The organism is Actinomadura sp. NPDC048955, from assembly GCF_040649435.1.
In the GTDB taxonomy this organism is placed as follows: domain Bacteria; phylum Actinomycetota; class Actinomycetes; order Streptosporangiales; family Streptosporangiaceae; genus Spirillospora; species Spirillospora luteofluorescens.
The window spans coordinates 34,251-49,790 of the sequence record NZ_JBEZJI010000028.1 but is presented as its reverse complement, the minus strand read 5'-3'; the positions used below and the strand labels follow the sequence as shown (position 1 = coordinate 49,790).

Sequence of the window (15,540 nt, the reverse complement as noted above, 5' to 3'; positions counted from 1 at the left end):
CGGGGTTGATGCATGCCGATATCGGCATATGATGAGGTCATGGCACGGGCAGCGACGACGTCGGACGTGTTCAACGCGATCGCCGAGCCGCAGCGCCGGGAGATCCTGGTGCTGTTGCGGGAGGGGGAGCGGTCGGTGACCGAGCTGGCCCGGGAGTTGGGGACGACCCAGCCGGGGGCGTCCAAGCACCTGCGGGTGCTCCGGGAGGTCGGGCTGGTGCGTGACCGCAAGGCGGGCAAGCAGCGTCTCTACGGCCTGGACGCCCGGGGGCTGCGGCCGATCCATGAGTGGGCCGGCGGGTTCGAGCGGTTCTGGAACGAGAGCTTCGGCCGGTTGGACGCGTACGTGCAGGACCTGAAGCAGACAAGGCAGGAAGAGGAGTAGCTGATGAGCGCCACGGGACGGGGATCGCCGGCGCGGTCCGTAACGGCCGACCGCGAAATCGTCATCACCCGCGTCATCGACGCCCGACCGGAGCTGGTGTTCGAGGCGTTCACCGAGGTGCGGCACCTGTCGCAATGGTGGGGACCGGAAGGGTTCACCACCACCACGCGAGCGTTCGAATTCCGAGTCGGCGGTGAGTGGGAGTTCGTCATGCACGGACCGGACGGGACGGACTACCAGGAGTGGATCTCCTGGACCGAGATCGCCCCACCGGAGCGGATCGCGCTGCTGCACGGTGAGTCCCGCAACGACCCGAATGCCTTCGAGTCGGTCCTGACGTTCGAGCCGGACGGCGCCGCGACCCGGATCGAGATGCGCACGGTGTTCCCCACCAAGGAACTGCGCGACGAGGCGGCCGAGAAGTACCACGCGGTCGAGGGCGGCCAGCAGACCCTGAGCAACCTGGCCGGATACGTCACCGAGACCCTTCGGAAGGGAACGGAAGGCTGACGGCCGGGAAGGTGCTTGAGGGCGAGGAAAGTCAGGAGTGAGAACGATCCTGCTTCGGGGGCGACGCGTGCGACCTCAGCCTGGGTCGAGCCCGGCTGGTAGCCAACGATGACCGGGTGAAGTGGCGGTCGAACCTGACCGGCGTCCACACGATCGGTTTCACAATCGCAATCACTAGATGGAGTTCATGGTGTCGGATACCACCTGCCATATGTCGATCTCACTGGACGGCTTCGTCGCCGGACCTGACCAGAGCCGAGAAAGCCCCCTGGGAAACCGGGGACGAGAGCTGCACGGCTGGCACATCGGCGACCCTCGGGCCAACGATGCGGACAGGATCGCGAACGGGTGGCTGATGCGCCCGAGGGGCGCATACGTCATGGGCCGCAACATGTTCGGCCCCATCCGCGGGGACTGGGATGAGGACTGGTCGGGCTGGTGGGGCCCCGAACCGCCCTACCACGCGCCGGTGTTCGTACTGACCCACCACCGCCATGATCCGATCCCGATGGCCGGGGGAACGACGTTCTACTTCGTCACCGACGGCTTCGACGCGGCTTACTCCGCGGCGTGCCAGGCCGCAGGCGACAAGGGCGTGGACATCGCCGGCGGCGCCTCGACCGTCCGGCAGGCACTGGCGGCCGGGGTGATCGACGAGCTCACCCTCGACATCGCGCCCGTTCTACTCGGTTCGGGCGAGCGGATCTTCGACGGGGTCGACTTCGACTTCGAGCCCGTCGAGGTGCTTCACTCCCCGCTGGCCACCCACATCCGCTACCGCCGTATCAGCTGACCGTCGAGCCCGCCGCCGCGCCACGCCGCGCCCCTGAACCGGGCGATCGGTTTGGTGGTAGTTCAGGTGACTCGGTGATGATCTGGTCGGCGAGACTGATGCGGAAGGTGCCGTCGATGTCTTCGATGGTCACGGTCGCTCCGGCAAGGCCGATCCCGACCTGATCCCGGCCTAGATCTTCTGGTCGGCGATGACGACTTGATCGCGGCTGCTGACGTGGCGCTGCACCCGGGCTGGCTCTGCCGAGGGGTGAGGGTGAGGCCGGCGGGCCCCGGGCCTCATGGATGCGCGCGATATCGGTGGCAGTGAGCGGGTTGGGCAGGGCCCGCCAGGGCAGGGATGCCCGTCGATCAGATGCAGCGCGGAACCGTCGATGCGGGCGGTCAGGCGGAATCCGGCCAGGTTGTAGTTGACCGGGTGCTGGCTGCCGACGAGTGATCTCGGTTCGCAGCCAGCCCGTGATCTCGGCTCGATCTGCCGAGGGCGAGGAGTGCCTTCGCCAGGTCCGCGTGCAGCGTGTGGGGCTTGCTCATGATGTCCGTTGTGAGGACGAGGGGCCGTCGTGGCTTACCGTCTTCGACTCGCTGGGCACTATGCGCGTCTTTCGACTGCTGCTTCGTCGCGATCCTTGATTCGCTTCACCGGTGCGTGAGCCGCAGAGTTGCTGTCTACCGGTTGAGATCGCCAAAGGGGGCGGCGTTCTGTTGCTGGCGTGGGCGCGCTTGGTTGGCCTGAGCGTGCGGGGTGGGCTCGGGCCGCGCATCGCGGTGCGTCCGCCGGCGCTGGCCCGACTGCCCACTGCGAGGTTCCGCCCGCCGCCTCAACCGTCCGCCGGCTCCGTGAGGCCCATGGTGAAGGCGAACGTCTCCACGAACTCCCGGTAGGTCGGGTCCGTCTCGCTTGCTGCAAGGGTGGCCAGCTCGTCGGCAACTCGCTGCTTGTCCGCGTTGGAGAGTTGGTTGAGGAGGTGAGCGACGTATTCCTGCTGCTTGAGCGCCGTGTCGTCGTCCAGCACCGTCTCGCCGCAGGTCTCGAAGAACCAGGTGTACGCGATCACGGCGCTGAGTAGCTGGGTGACCAGTTGAGGGGATTCGCTCATCCCCGCATCTCAGCAGGCACCGCCGACAGGCGGCAGGAGTTTGGCTGGAAGGTGGGTGGCTCTCCGGACCTCAGCGGCTGAGGGCGTGGCGGCCCAGTTGCTCGCCGGCGATGAGATCCGCTGGTTCGAAGTTGGCGTCGGCCAGCGCAGGCCAGACACCTCTCGCCCTTGTACATGCTCACGAGCCGGATCAGGGTGCACGCGGCCGCTAGTGGGTCGTTGCCCACGCGTGGACGACCGGAATTGACGCGTCTCCTCTGTCGTCCAGGAGGGCGACTGCTGCCTTGGTCAGACTCGCGTCGTTCGCGCGAGGAGCACCTTTCGGCATGGGGCGTGTTGCGTGCTGGTCTGGTGATCCGGCGACTCTCGCTGGCCTGCACGTTGCTGGTTCGTATGTGTCGGCCTCGGATGGGATCACGCTGGGGGTTGTTGCCGTCGAAACGTTGGGCACTGTCGTCGTTGTGCATTTGTGCAGCGACGAGACCTGCTGAACTCGATTCCGACTTGCGGCGAGCCATGGAGGCTGCCGACCTGCTGTCGGGCATCACCAACTGGTTGCACCCTCAGGCGAACATCGGCGTCACGGCGTGAGTGTCTAGTTTCCGGCTGACCCGCGTGATGAGCTGATCTGGGCGTTGTCGGTGGTCCACCCTTGATCAGATTGCGGTCGGCGAGCGCGGCATCATCAGCGGCCTCGTGGCTCGGGCGACTGCTCTGTCGGGCCGCCCAGGGATGTTGGAGCAGGCGGTGGCGACGGTACTTCCTGGACGCGAAAGAGCATTGCGAGCTGGTGAAACGCGAAGCGTCAATCATCGGCAACAGGCTGGGGGTCGTGCGCTGGGCGAGTGAGGCACCGCTATGCGCATGGGGTGGCGCATCTTGTGGAAGGTTTGCTGCTTACCCAGACGCCTATCTGTCGCCGTGCAAGCCGTCCTCGCGTTCCATCACCAGGACTGATGAGGATGGAATCAGTTTGGGGGTGGCAATGGGGGTGTCGACCTCGGTATTGCCCAGCGAAAGCGGGATCGATGATGGGGAGAACGCTGTTCCGGTTAGAGCGTTCCGGGCAGAACGTCATTTGGGCAGCTGGGCTCTGGAGCGGCTCCATCCGTGTGCAGGCGCAACCATCGGCACCGCGTCCGGCATGCATCGGAGGAGCAGACCGCGTCCCGTTGGTGCCGCATCGGCTGACGGTTCCTGCTGTTCGGGCGGCGATGCTCGGGCTTCATCGGGGTGAGCGTTGCGCACTGGGGCCGTCGTCCTCATGGAGCCGGCTCAGGACGCGTCGGCGATCGGCCGTGTGGGTGCAGCGAGGCCGGCGGTTCTCTGACAGGCGCTGACTTCCGTCCGGCGGCTTAGAGCTCTGCTGGATCGAGCGACCATCGAGCCGTTCTCGAAGATCTCGGAGACTTCCGGGGCGCCTGGTCGAGGCGCCGGGCTTTGGCGGCTGTAGTGAGAGCGTGAATCTGGCCGGATCCGGTCTGTTCGCCTCCTGACCCTTCCGCGACATCGGCAAACGCTGGGCTGAGTACCTTGAGCGCAGGCGGCCGCATGCTCGGCGATCTTGTTTGGGCTGCCCTACGCCGCGGGCTGACACGAATTGGTGGTCGCGCCGCCTGCCCGCGTTGCGGGCCGCCACTCGCGCGCCGAACAGGGCTTCATTTCCAGCCTCCGAACCAGGTCCTGGTTAAAAGATCGGTCGTTTTCGGGGGCCTCAAGCGCGATTCCCGCCCTTCAGGGGCCGGCCGGTGCGGTGTCTTGCGTTCGCTCTCGGGTGGCGGACGGTTTTCACCAGTGGCGGAGAAAAGTAGGGGCGCCACGAAGCAAACCAAAATGGAGAGACTCCATGAGTTCGGCATGTGAAAAGTCCGGTCGAGACGACGCTCCTCTCTACCTGGGGGGAGACGTTCGTTCCGTCATCCAGACGGATGAGGGGCGAAAAGGCTGGGACGCTCTTATGGGGTGCCCCGAGCGTGCAGTCCTGCTGTGGGACCTCAACGGAGCGACGCTCGAACTCGCTCCTCCCGGGGGATTCCCGCAGCTCGACCCCGACGTCCGTCGGGAGCTCCCCCGTATGGGGGCGCGGTACGCCGTCAACGGGATCCTGACGGGATGGGCGCACAGCCAGGTCAGCGAGATCGGCCTGGCCGTCCCCAACTGTCACGTCTGGGGGCAGCTCGCCAGCGAGCACTGGGACTGGAGGACGCAGACCCGCCACGAGCTGGTGGCGCCTTCGTCCGGGCTGAGCATGGCCCACGCGAAGCTGCACGAGGTGGTCAAGGCCCTGCGCCTGGACACCGAGTGCATCTACGCCAAGTCCCACTCGCTCGCCTTCCTGTACCCGGTCGACACCGACCGGGGGGTGGTCGAGCAGCTGCTCGGCGAACTCGGAGAAATCGCCGAGGCCGCCGGGGACCTGACGCTGCTGCAGGACCGCGGCTTCGTCAAGCTCGCACCCGCGGGACTCGACAAGAAGGTCGCGCTCCAGCGGATCCTCGACGAGTGCGTTCCGTTCGAGCCCTCCGTGATCATGAACGCGGGCGATATGCCCGACAGGGTGATCATGGACGAGCTCGACCGGAGGCGTCGCGAGGACGGCACGCCGACGCTGAAGGTGGGCGTCCGCAACCTGCGGGACGGGGTCGACCTGTTCGTGCCCGGCCCGCCGCGGGGCGTTCTTCTGTTCATCCGAGCGTTGGGGGGCGCATCCGTCTGATAGCGCCGGCTCCGTAGTCGATCCGACTGCGGGGCCGTCGCCCCCACCTAGTGGCCCCCGGACATCCGGGGGCCACTACCGCTTGCCCTCCGCCCGGGTCACGCCTCGGGCTCGATGCGTCTCAGGGCCTGCCTGGCGCGTTCCGCTACGTCGCCCTCGCCTGCGGCGTAGTCGCGGAGGACGGGGAGGGCGGGGCGGGCCGCGTCGCCCATCAGGCTGATGTCGTACAGCGTGCGCACCGGGTCGTCGGGGATCTGCTCGATCAGTACGGGTAGCGCTTCGCCGGCGTCGCGGGTGGTCTTCCAGAGTGCGAAGGCCGCGGCCGCGCGGGCGGGTTCGGCGGGGGCGTCGCGTAGGGCGCGCAGGGCGGGGACGGCCGTCTGGGCCCGGGGGCCGAGTTCGCCGAGCCAGTCGCAGGCGTTGGTGTCGAAGCGCCAGCCGCGGCGTCCTGCCTGCCGGCCGAACTGGCGGCGACGCTCCAGGACGTTCAGCAGCAGGTCGACGACCTCCGCGTCGGACTGTTCGCCGAGGCCCATCAGTGCGCGGATGGCGGCGAGGCCCGTCTCGGGGTCCGGGCCCGACGCGACCCGCCGGAGGACGGCCAGCGCGTGTTCGTCGCCCAGCCCCCATCTGCGTAGGAACATGCAGCACGCGCCGGCGGTCTCGAGGTCACCGCTCTCGGGGGCGGGGACGTCGAGGCGTGGGACCATCCCTTCCAGGACGGCGGTGACCTCGGGGACGGCCTGTTCTCCGCCGCGCCATTCCTTGATCCACGACAGCAGGGCCCCGGCGTCGGCGGCAGTGGGAGATCCGGCGAGCCGTGCGCGGACCGACGGCCAGAGGTGCTCGGCCAGCGCCGATGCCGCGCGGAACCGGTGCTGGAGTTGGAGGTCCAGCTCGCCGTGGCTGATCAGCTGCTGGAGCGGGGGCAGGCATCGAAGGTCACCGCGCCGGGTGAGTGCGATGAGCGCTTTCTCCGACACTTCGGAGTCGTCCAGGGAGGCCGCCAGAGCGTCGGCGTACGCGTCATGGGACGGCAGATAGTTCGTGGCCGCGGCCGCTCGCCTTACGGCGGGCTCTGCGTGCCGGAGTAGGGACGCGACGGCGGGGGCGTGTTCGGGGAATCGCTGGAACAGGCGGTCTGCGGTGTTGATCAGCACTCGGGCGGCCGCCGCGTCCAACTGGCCGGTCTTCAACCGCGCCAGCATCCGGCCCAGCCAGCGCGAGTGCAGGTCGGGCGTAGGGTGAAGCCAGCCGTCGACCGCCTCGACGGAACCGTGCGGCGGGAGGCCGGTCCATTCGGGATCGCCCCAGGCCAGTTCGGCAAGCGCCGATCCGGCCTCGCCGTCGCAGAGGGCGAGCGCGTCAAGGACGGCGTCGTCCACCGTCTGAGGGCTGTGCAGCAGCAGGCCGAGCGCGGCGCCCAGCGCGTCGGACGGTTCGCTGTCCAGGTGGCGGCGCAGGTAGTCATGGGTCAGGGGGTACCGGCCGAGGGCGAGGAGCAGCGCGAGCCTGGTCGGCGCGTCCGGTTCGCTCGCGCTCCTGGCACGGAGGCTGGGAACCGCATCGTCGGGCAGGTCCAGGTAGGCGAAGACGACGGCCAGGATCCGGCGGATCCGCGCGTCCGGATGGGTGAGCCGCTCCAGCAACGCGGCCGGCCCCGCGTTCGCGGTGGCGCCCAGCCGGCCGGCCCACTCGCCGAAGATGAACGGGGCTTCGGCCTCCACGTTCAGGTCGGCCAGCAGCGCGTCCAGTGCCGCACCACTGCGCCGGCCGGGTTCGTCCAGGTCGACGTCGAAGTCCCGGTGGACCATTGCCTGCCAGTCGAACCCGATCACTGATCCCACGCGCGCACTTTAGCTGGCCGAATCCAGGCCCGGGTCGGCGCTCCTGCTGATGAATCGGCGGTGCGCGCTCGGGACGACGGGGCCGTTCCGTGAGGCGACGGCGGCGGTGTCCCTTGTTGGGCGACTGGCAGCCGGGCTTATTTCCAGGACGGTTCTGTTCAGCGCTCGCACACCGTCGAGCAAACAACTCAAACGCCTCACCTAGGGAGACTCGACATGGAACGTCGTCTCGCCATGAAGCACACACGCAGGCCCGTCATCATCTACGGCGGACCCGCTGACGTGGTCATCGTCATCGAGGACCGCGAAGAAATCGAGGTCGTCCTCGACTACCGCGGACGCGGCCTCACGAAGGTGCCCGGCCAGGCCATCCTGTTCTCCGACACCTACGACGACAAAGTGAACGGCCGTCATTGGCGCGGCCTGTCACGGATCCAGACGGTCACCGTCCGCCTGCCGCTCAGCGTCCGCCAGTTGGACGCGACCAGCAGAGGCACGATCAACGTCGCGGGGCCCGCGGAGTGGGTGTTCCTGCACGGCCGCAAGGGCATCACGATCGAAGAACTGACGCTCGGCGCCCTCACCTCCACGTCCGGCCCGATCGACGTGGGCAGGGCCGCCGGCAAGGTCCACCTGCACACCCGTGGCGGGAAGGTCGGCGTCCGGGCCGACCGTCCCACCGAACTCGTGATCAATACGAGGGGCGGGGACGTCGAGGTCTCCGGCCGGTGGGACGAGGACGCCCTGGTCATCCGCGAAGGGTGCGGGGAGGTGATCCTCGACAGGGGGTGATCCATCCGCCACCCGCACGACCTGGGTTCCGGCACCGGCCGGCACCTTCCGAACACGCGGGGCCCGGCACTTCGCCGGGCCCTTGCGTCATCTCCCGCCGCCAAGGCAGGACTGCCCAGGGCGCTCGGTCCTGCTAAGTACGCTTGCGTTATGCGGATTGTCGCGGTCGCCGATACGCACACCTTTCATCGCGAGCTCGCCGTCCCCGAGGGCGATGTCTTCGTGCACGCCGGTGACCTGTGCCGGCACGGCAGGGACCTCAAAGAACTGGAGGACGCCGCCGACTGGATGCACGCCCTTCCGCATCGAACGAAGGTGGTCGTCGCGGGCAACCACGATTGGATGTTCCAGAACGAGCCCGGGCGAGCTCGCGCCGTCCTGGCCGACCGTGGCATCCGCTATCTGGAAGACAGCGGAACGGAGATTCACGGCGTCACGTTTTGGGGCAGTCCCTGGCAGCCGGAGTTCAACGAGTGGGCGTTCAATCTTCCTCGGGGCCGTCCCCTCGCGGAGAAATGGGCCATGATTCCGGACGGCGTCGACGTCCTGGTCACGCACGGGCCTCCGCTCGGAATCGGTGACGCGAACGCCTATCCCGGACGCCACGGTTGTGCGGACCTGCTGGCCCGCGTGCGGCAGATCCGCCCCAGGCTGCACCTGTTCGGCCACATCCACCAGGACGGGGGGCTCTGGCGCCACGGGGAGACGACTTTCGCCAACGTCACCACGTGGGAATGCGAGCGTGGCCCCACCGTTGTCCGCCTGGAGACCTCGGGTGCCGTGTCCGAGACCGTGCCGCCAGCACGAACCCGCTGAACGCGGCCCGGCGGTGGAGTTGAGTGTGCGGCGGCCGGGCGGCTGAGTACGGGTACTCAGGCGGTGGCGCGATGACCTCGGCAAAGTGGCGCCCGAGGTGATGTCAATGAAAATGGACCAGCAATCTCCGGGACCCGCCGCCGGTTCGGCTGTCGCGCCGGTGGTCGACGAGCTGGAACTCCGTATGTCGTCCGAGGCGGACCAGGAGTGGATCCGCCGTCTCCGGCACGAGGTCTACGCGCGGGAACTCGGCCAGCACGCCCCCAACGCGGCCGGCCTGCTCACCGATGATCTCGACGGGAGCAACGTCTACATCGTGGCGGTCCGCCGGGGCGAACCGGCCGGGTTCATCAGCGTGACGCCTCCGTGGGCGGGCCGCTACTCGATCGACAGGCATCTGCGGGGGGACGGGCATCCGGCGCTGGGAGAGGACGGTCTGTTCGAGATCCGGATCCTGGCCGTCGATCCGGGGCAGCGGGGCGAGATGATCGGCAGGCTGCTGATGTACGCGGCGCTGCGCTGGGTGGAGGGGCACGGAGGCCGGAGCATCGTGGCGCTGGGCCGGGTCGAGCTGCTGCCGATGTACCTGGAGCTGGGGCTCGCGTCCACCGGCACGGCGGTGCGCTCGGGTGCCGTCGACTTCCAGCTCCTGACCGGCGACGTCGCCGACCTGACCGGCCGGACCCTGCGGCGGCACGGCCCGCTGCTGCGCGCTCTGGGACGGACGGTGCGCTGGCGGCTGGAGGTCGCCTTCCTGCCCGGGGACGAGTCCTGCGCACACGGGGGCGCGTCCATCGAGGCGCTCGGACGGGGGTTCGACACCCTGGATGCGAACCGCGACGTCGTCCCCGCCGACGTGCTCGACGCCTGGTTTCCGCCGGCTCCCGGCGCGGTCGCCGCCCTGACCCGCGGGCTGGACTGGATCGCGCGCACGTCTCCGCCGGTCCGGGCGGAGGGGCTCGTCGAGGAGATCGCGCGGCGCCGCGGCCTGCCCGGGGACGCCGTCGCCGTCGGTGCGGGCTCCTCCGACCTGATCTTCCGCGCGTTCCGCGGGTGGCTGGACGCCTCCAGCCGGGTGCTCCTGGTCGACCCCTGCTACGGCGAGTACGCGCATGTCGTCGAGCGGGTGGTCGGCTGCCGCGCGGACCGGTTCCCGGTGCGCCGCTCGGAGGGCTGGCGGATCGACCCGGAACGTCTCGAACGTGCCCTGCGGAAACGCTATGACCTCGTGGTCATCGTCAATCCCAACAACCCGACCGGGGTCCATCTCGACACGGCCCGGCTGCGGAAGGTGCTGGAGAACGCGCCGGACGGGACCAGGTTCTGGATCGATGAGACGTATGCCGGTTACGTCGGCGCCGGGGAGACGCTGGAGCCCTACGCGGCGGAGGCCGGCAACGCCGTCGTCTGTACGTCGCTGTCCAAGATGTATGCCCTGTCGGGGCTGCGGGCGGCCTATCTCACCGCGCCTCCGCCGATCGTGGAGGATGTGCTCCGCTGGACCCCGCCGTGGGCGGTGAGCCTTCCCGCCCAGATCGCCGCGGTGAACGCGCTGCGCGATCCGGCGTACTACACCGCCCGGTGGGCCCAGACCGCGGTGCTGCGCGGCGAACTCGCCGCCGCGCTCGCCGAGGCGGACGAGAACCTGCGCGTCAGCGAGTCGGTGGCGAACTTCGTCCTGCTCACGCTGCCCAGGGGTGGGCTCACGGCGTCCCGGCTCGTCGACCGGTGCCGGCGGCAGGGCGTGTTCCTGCGGGACCTGACGCCTATGTCCCCGGCGTTCGAGGGCAGGACGGTGCGCATCGCGGTACGGGACGCCGCGGCGAACGCCCGCGTGGCGATCGCCGTCGCCGAGGCCCTGCGCGTCCCGCTCGGTGAGGCGTGACCGGGGTCGCGGACCTGGTCCCTTACCTCGCCGGCGCGCTGTTCGTGGGAGGCATCGCGGTCGGGCTGTCCAGGCGCCGGGAGTACATGCTCCGGTGGTGCGCCTGGGCGGTGGGCGTGCCCGTCGTGGTCGCCGCCCTGTACGTGGGCCCCGGTGGTGCGGCCGCCCTCGCCGCTTCGGCGGGGGTGGCCTGCGCCCTCGAATACGGCGGTTTGGCCGGCCTTTCCCGGCTGGACCGTGCGGCGCTCGCCATCGCCGTGCCCGTGGCGCCTGTGACGGCTTGGGTGGCGCCCGCTCATCTGCCCCAGGTTCTCGCCCTGACCCTCGTGGCCATCGCCATGATGCCGGTGCTGGCCGGTGACGCGGCCGGCGGGCTCTCCAGGCTGTGTTCCGGTGTGCTGGGAGTGATCTGGTTCGCGCCGCTGGCCGGTGTGGTCCTGCTCGGCCCCCAGGTCCTGGCGTTGTTCGCCGCGGTGTCGATCGCCGACATCACCGCCTCTGTCGGCGGCCGGTCGCTCGGCGGGCCGGCCCTTTCCCGGCTGTCGCCGTCCAAGCACTGGAGCGGCCTGCTGGCCGGGACCGTCACGGGCCTCGGCACGCTGGCCGTGCTCGGGGCGTTCACACCCGCCTGGGCCGTCGCGGTGGCGGTCGGCGCCCCGCTGGGGGACCTGCTGGAGTCGATGGTCAAGCGGGGTGTCGAGGCCAAGGACTCCGCCTCGTGGCTGGCGGGCGCCGGCGGCCTGCTCGACAGGCTCGATTCCCTGCTCCTCGTCCTCGTGCTCGCCCTGGCACTCGGCTGAGGACCGCCGGCCGCGCCGCCTTGTGGAACCCATGGTGATTCGTTGGGCGAGAGTTGCTCGGCAGCGGGCGCACGGCGGGTTGTTCCCTGATCTCGACTCTATTACGGTCCATATCTGAACGATTACTCTATGTAGTTGCATGTCGGAATCGGGGAGAGTCATGTCGATCAGGCATTTCATCGGCGGCGCCATCGCACTGGGCGCCGTCGCAGCCGGGACGTTCGGCGGCGCGGGGACGGCCTACGCGGCAGCGCCGGCCGCCGCCGTCACGGTCCACGGCGGGCACGGCGGGCACGGCGGGCACGGCGGGCACGGTAGTGCCACGGCACCGGAACGGGTGCTGTCCAACAGCGCGCTCGTCCGGGCGTCCAAGGCTCTGGTGCACTCGGCGCGGCGGCACGGGAACCAGCACGTGACGATGGTCATCATGGAACGGGCCGGCACCATCCGCCTCGTGGTCCGCACCCGGAAGGCGGGCCCGCAGACCTACGAGTCCGCCAAGCGCAAGGCCTACACCGCCGTGGCCTTCGGCCAGCCGACCAGCGCCCTGACCGGAAACGAAACGATCAAACAGATCCCCGGCACCCTCGTCCTGCCCGGCGGCGTCCCCGTCAAGTACAAGGGCTTCCCCATCGCCGGCATCGGCGTCGGCGGCGCACCCGACGGCCGGATCGACGAGGCCATCGCCAACGACGTCCTCGCGGCCATCGGCCGCTGACCAGAAAGCCCACCGGCGACTTGTCCGACTCCCAGGCCGGGGTGGTCCGCAGGGTCCGCGGCTCCGCCCCGGTCTGACCGTTGCCACAAGGACGCCCGGGAACGAAAAAGCGGCCCACCGGGGGCCGCCTTGTTTCGTGTGCCAGGGCCCTGCCGAGCCCTGGTGGCTTCACTTCGAGCCGCGGAATTCCTCGGGCCCGTAGTGCTTGAAGAGCAGGTACATCACCAGCATGAGGCCGCCGCCGCCGACGCCGGTGACGATGTCGGACAGTCCGCCCGCGCCGTTGCCGGCGTTGATGGCGATGACGACGACCGCCGTGAGGACGGCGGTGCCGGTGACGAGGTGCTTCGTGGCCTCCTCGGGGTGGTTCCCGAGGCGCTTGATGATCCTGTAGCCGCCGAGGACCAGGCCGATCCCCAGAGCGGTGCAGATGAAGTGGGCCCCGTCGCCGAGTACGTAGACGATGAGGGCGATGAAGGCCGCGACGGTGAGAACGCCACGGTTGCGCTTGATGATCGAGATGATGTCGTTACGCATGGTTTGTATTCCTCCATGAGGGGCCGTGCTGAGCACGGCCGTGAGAAGTCAGGTTTGTCGGGGTAAGTTCGCGCTGAGCACGCCTGCGGTACTGACCGTCCCAAAGGGCGCTCACTGCGCAAGCGTCTGGGACGTATTGCTTCGCAGAGGTCGCTGACCTCTCTCGGGCCGTACCGCCACCCCGGCCTCAGGAGACCGGGCGGAGACGCCGGCGCCCGCCGTTCGAGCGTGCGGCCAGAGTTCGGATGCCGCCCCCTACGGCTCCGGCCGCCGACCGTGGGTGCACCGGGTCGGTTCGATCCACACGCCTGAGACTGACCCGAAATGTCGGGCTTCGGGTAATACTCTGCGCCAATTTTTCTTGAGACCTATGTCTCGAAGCGGATGCTTGCCACGAGGCGGAATCCCGGACGGTGGATGGTGGCGCTGCCGCCGTCGGGAGTATCACTTCCAAAGGCGTCAGACCCTGCGCATTGCTTGGCATGCGCAGCTCACCACGAACAAAAGGAAGGTCACGAAAGTGAACCTTGGAAGAATAAGGCGTAACAAATCGCCGGAGCGGCTCTATCGCCGCCTCGGTCACTTCTACGGGTGGGTGGTCCGTAACCCCCGCCGCGCCGCGCGTTGGCTCGCCGGACACCCCCGGCGCGCCAGGGTGTGGATCGTCACGACCGTGGTCGGTTCGCTCTGGCTGCTCGCGGCCACGTCGGCGCACATCGCAGGAGCGATCTTCCAGCGGACGACGACGGCCGTCATGCAGCCGCTGACGGCCGACCACACGCTGGTGGCAGTCCAGGCCACCACCGTCACCTATCTGTTCAGCGCCCCGCTCTACTGGGTGCTGCTCATGGCGGGACGGCGGCGACTGCAGGAGAACCGTCTCCTCGACGCCGTGCCGCACACCGAAAGGCGCGATCGGATTCTCTCCGGTCTCTCGCACGCGCTCCGGAGGTGCCCCCCGGCGCAAAGGCTCCTCTCCCGGTTCATCGAGAAGGAGAAGAAGCACCGGTGGGTGCTGACGGTCCTGCCCTTCCTGGTCGGGTTCGTCAGCGCCAACCTCCTGGCGCAGTTCTACGTGACGAGGCTGCCGTTCTCGGCGGGCAACGCCATCACGACCCTCGGTCCGATCACCATGGCCATGGTGATCGCGTGGAGGGCCGACAGGAAGGGGCTTCCGCTGCTCCTGCCGCTGATGTCGGCGGTCGGGGCCGCGCTGATGATCCCCTGGGGACAGCGCATCGACCTTCTCGGTGTGCTGGCCGCCCTGGCCGGCGCGGTGTCCTCCGCCGTCATGGTCTCGGGCGGAAAGGCGATGGCCCATGCGGGAATCCTGCTCAAGGGAACGGGCCTGTCCATGGTGGCGGGTCTGCTCCTCGGAGCGCCTTCCCTGCTCTGGCTCCCTTGGAGCGGGGGCATCGGGGAGATCGTCATCCGCGGGTCCATCGCCGGCGTCCTCGCGGTCGCCGGAAGTGCCCTGTACTGGCTCGCGCAGTCGCCGCTCCACCTCCCGACGAGGCTGGCCGGTGCGCTGTCGGCCAACGGGCCGGCGCTGACCAGTGTGGTGGGGCTCGCCCTTCTCGGCCAGGAGGTCGTCATGATCACCATGGTCGGGATCGCCACGATCCTGGTCGCGTCGGTGCTCAACGCCGCACTGACCGGTTCGAAGGACGAGGAGGCCGCGGAGATCGCGAAGTACAACTGACAGGCCTTCGCCGGAAGGTCCGGTACTGAGGGAACGCCAATGGTGTTCCCGGGTTCAGGACCGGCATTCTCCGGCGCGGGAAATCCAGGCCTCCGGCAGGCGTATTCGCCGAGCCAGGAGGTGAACGGGCGCCTTTAGGTGGGGTGCCCGCCGCGTTGCAGCCCCGGGGGGAATCCTCGGGGCTGCGTTCGTGAACGGCGACAGTAAAGGAATTGGCCTGCTCTGGGACGCGGTTCGGAGGCGCTCAGATTTCCTTACCGTGCTGTTCTCGTATCGGCGTGCAAGCGCGCCGGATCAGGGCCGTCGCATGATCGTGTGAGGGGCCGGGCCGGGCCGTCCGGCCGGGGGGGAGGTGCCGGCCGGACGGCAGGGAAAGCGTGGGGGGTGCGTTAGGCCCAGTCGACCAGGTCGACGGTGTCGTTGTCGGACGGCGGCTCCTCCAGGGGCTGGCCGGCGTACAGGGGGCGGGCCTTGCCCTCGTTCGCGTCGATCAGCACGGCCATGCTGTGGGTGTTGTTGACCCAGGAGGAGACGTTGTCGGCGGCGGTGCCGTCGCCCATGGGCAGGTAGTTGAGGTCGACCCTGTATCCGGCGCCGATGCCGTAGGCCGGTCCTCGCCGGTTGTAGTGCTGGTAGAGGCAGAGGGTGGCCGGGGGGCAGCCCTCGGCGTCGTTGAGCTTGACGACGCCGGGCGGTAGGTCCGCCAGGGCCGGCCGGGTCGTGACGGTGGCGGCCTGGGCGGCGGTCGAGATCGCGGGGCCGAACGCGGTGGAGCATGCGGCCAGGGCGGTGGTGGTCACCAGGAGGCGTGCTTTCCAATTGGCCATGGGGGGCTCTCCGTTTCGTGTCACTTGATTTGCTGCGACGATTACGTCGTGCGACAAGATTTACACGGAGAGTAATGACGTGTCAGTGAGTGGGGATGGCCTTATGTGGTCGTA

Annotated in this window: 15 protein-coding genes; 10 read left to right on the top strand and 5 right to left on the bottom strand. The window is 68.9% G+C overall.

The window, feature by feature from the left end:
* Positions 1 to 39 precede the first annotated feature (39 nt).
* From AB0C84_RS25230 to AB0C84_RS25220, 3 genes are all read left to right on the top strand, one after another.
* A complete protein-coding gene (locus AB0C84_RS25230) occupies positions 40 to 384 on the top strand; it encodes a metalloregulator ArsR/SmtB family transcription factor (RefSeq protein WP_361070747.1) in 345 nt (114 codons plus the stop codon).
* A gap of 3 nt (positions 385 to 387) precedes the next feature.
* Complete coding sequence (locus tag AB0C84_RS25225; RefSeq protein ID WP_361070744.1) at positions 388 to 894, top strand: SRPBCC family protein; 507 nt, start codon at positions 388 to 390, stop codon at positions 892 to 894.
* Between the two features lie 211 nt (positions 895 to 1,105).
* Positions 1,106 to 1,687: a dihydrofolate reductase family protein gene (locus AB0C84_RS25220; RefSeq protein ID WP_361070741.1), complete on the top strand. Its 582-nt coding sequence runs from the start codon at positions 1,106 to 1,108 to the stop codon at positions 1,685 to 1,687.
* Here AB0C84_RS25220 and AB0C84_RS25215 read toward each other — a convergent pair.
* Both AB0C84_RS25215 and AB0C84_RS25210 read right to left on the bottom strand, forming a co-directional pair.
* On the bottom strand, positions 1,680 to 1,820 hold the full coding sequence (locus tag AB0C84_RS25215) for a hypothetical protein (RefSeq protein ID WP_361070738.1): 141 nt from the start codon (positions 1,818 to 1,820) through the stop codon (positions 1,680 to 1,682). The two genes, AB0C84_RS25220 and AB0C84_RS25215, sit on opposite strands and share 8 nt — an antisense overlap.
* Before the next feature lie 687 nt (positions 1,821 to 2,507).
* Positions 2,508 to 2,786 (bottom strand): hypothetical protein, encoded by a 279-nt coding sequence (locus AB0C84_RS25210; RefSeq protein ID WP_361070735.1) that lies wholly within the window; start codon positions 2,784 to 2,786, stop codon positions 2,508 to 2,510.
* 1,957 nt (positions 2,787 to 4,743) lie between these two features.
* On the opposite strand from AB0C84_RS25210, the gene AB0C84_RS25205 reads away from it, so the two are divergent.
* Positions 4,744 to 5,502, top strand: a complete 759-nt coding sequence (locus AB0C84_RS25205; RefSeq protein WP_361070732.1) for a hypothetical protein — start codon at positions 4,744 to 4,746, stop codon at positions 5,500 to 5,502.
* 98 nt (positions 5,503 to 5,600) lie between these two features.
* On the opposite strand, the gene AB0C84_RS25200 is transcribed toward AB0C84_RS25205, so the two are convergent.
* The gene (locus AB0C84_RS25200; RefSeq protein ID WP_361070729.1) at positions 5,601 to 7,349 is read right to left on the bottom strand and encodes a hypothetical protein; all 1,749 of its coding nucleotides are present in this window, start codon (positions 7,347 to 7,349) and stop codon (positions 5,601 to 5,603) included.
* 216 nt (positions 7,350 to 7,565) lie between these two features.
* Between AB0C84_RS25200 and AB0C84_RS25195 the strand changes: the two genes are divergently transcribed.
* The 5 genes from AB0C84_RS25195 (at position 7,566) to AB0C84_RS25175 (ending at position 12,360) form a co-directional block, all read left to right on the top strand.
* A complete protein-coding gene (locus tag AB0C84_RS25195; RefSeq protein ID WP_361070726.1) occupies positions 7,566 to 8,141 on the top strand; it encodes a hypothetical protein in 576 nt (191 codons plus the stop codon).
* Positions 8,142 to 8,291: 150 nt separating this feature from the next.
* On the top strand, positions 8,292 to 8,957 hold the full coding sequence (locus AB0C84_RS25190; RefSeq protein WP_361070723.1) for a metallophosphatase domain-containing protein: 666 nt from the start codon (positions 8,292 to 8,294) through the stop codon (positions 8,955 to 8,957).
* 112 nt (positions 8,958 to 9,069) lie between these two features.
* Complete coding sequence (locus AB0C84_RS25185) at positions 9,070 to 10,842, top strand: aminotransferase class I/II-fold pyridoxal phosphate-dependent enzyme (RefSeq protein WP_361070720.1); 1,773 nt, start codon at positions 9,070 to 9,072, stop codon at positions 10,840 to 10,842.
* Entirely contained in the window at positions 10,839 to 11,642 is an 804-nt protein-coding gene (locus tag AB0C84_RS25180) for a phosphatidate cytidylyltransferase (protein ID WP_361070717.1), read from the top strand. The genes AB0C84_RS25185 and AB0C84_RS25180 overlap by 4 nt, the downstream gene beginning before the upstream one ends.
* A 160-nt stretch (positions 11,643 to 11,802) precedes the next feature.
* Entirely contained in the window at positions 11,803 to 12,360 is a 558-nt protein-coding gene (locus AB0C84_RS25175) for a heme-binding protein (protein ID WP_361070714.1), read from the top strand.
* 168 nt (positions 12,361 to 12,528) lie between these two features.
* On the opposite strand, the gene AB0C84_RS25170 is transcribed toward AB0C84_RS25175, so the two are convergent.
* Positions 12,529 to 12,897: a hypothetical protein gene (locus AB0C84_RS25170; RefSeq protein WP_361070711.1), complete on the bottom strand. Its 369-nt coding sequence runs from the start codon at positions 12,895 to 12,897 to the stop codon at positions 12,529 to 12,531.
* A gap of 673 nt (positions 12,898 to 13,570) precedes the next feature.
* On the opposite strand from AB0C84_RS25170, the gene AB0C84_RS25165 reads away from it, so the two are divergent.
* The gene (locus AB0C84_RS25165) at positions 13,571 to 14,599 is read left to right on the top strand and encodes a hypothetical protein (RefSeq protein WP_361070708.1); all 1,029 of its coding nucleotides are present in this window, start codon (positions 13,571 to 13,573) and stop codon (positions 14,597 to 14,599) included.
* A gap of 389 nt (positions 14,600 to 14,988) precedes the next feature.
* Here AB0C84_RS25165 and AB0C84_RS25160 read toward each other — a convergent pair whose 3' ends face one another.
* Positions 14,989 to 15,426, bottom strand: coding sequence for a peptidase inhibitor family I36 protein (locus tag AB0C84_RS25160; RefSeq protein WP_361070705.1), 438 nt, complete (start codon positions 15,424 to 15,426; stop codon positions 14,989 to 14,991).
* Between the last annotated feature and the right edge of the window lie 114 nt (positions 15,427 to 15,540).

Coding starts and splice junctions, on each gene's coding strand:
- AB0C84_RS25230 (WP_361070747.1), top strand. CDS start 40: ATGGCACGGGCAGCGACGACGTCGGACGTGTTCAACGCGATCGCCGAG.
- AB0C84_RS25225 (WP_361070744.1), top strand. CDS start 388: ATGAGCGCCACGGGACGGGGATCGCCGGCGCGGTCCGTAACGGCCGAC.
- AB0C84_RS25220 (WP_361070741.1), top strand. CDS start 1,106: ATGTCGATCTCACTGGACGGCTTCGTCGCCGGACCTGACCAGAGCCGA.
- AB0C84_RS25210 (WP_361070735.1), bottom strand. CDS start 2,786: ATGAGCGAATCCCCTCAACTGGTCACCCAGCTACTCAGCGCCGTGATC.
- AB0C84_RS25205 (WP_361070732.1), top strand. CDS start 4,744: ATGGGGTGCCCCGAGCGTGCAGTCCTGCTGTGGGACCTCAACGGAGCG.
- AB0C84_RS25195 (WP_361070726.1), top strand. CDS start 7,566: ATGGAACGTCGTCTCGCCATGAAGCACACACGCAGGCCCGTCATCATC.
- AB0C84_RS25190 (WP_361070723.1), top strand. CDS start 8,292: ATGCGGATTGTCGCGGTCGCCGATACGCACACCTTTCATCGCGAGCTC.
- AB0C84_RS25185 (WP_361070720.1), top strand. CDS start 9,070: ATGGACCAGCAATCTCCGGGACCCGCCGCCGGTTCGGCTGTCGCGCCG.
- AB0C84_RS25175 (WP_361070714.1), top strand. CDS start 11,803: ATGTCGATCAGGCATTTCATCGGCGGCGCCATCGCACTGGGCGCCGTC.
- AB0C84_RS25170 (WP_361070711.1), bottom strand. CDS start 12,897: ATGCGTAACGACATCATCTCGATCATCAAGCGCAACCGTGGCGTTCTC.
- AB0C84_RS25160 (WP_361070705.1), bottom strand. CDS start 15,426: ATGGCCAATTGGAAAGCACGCCTCCTGGTGACCACCACCGCCCTGGCC.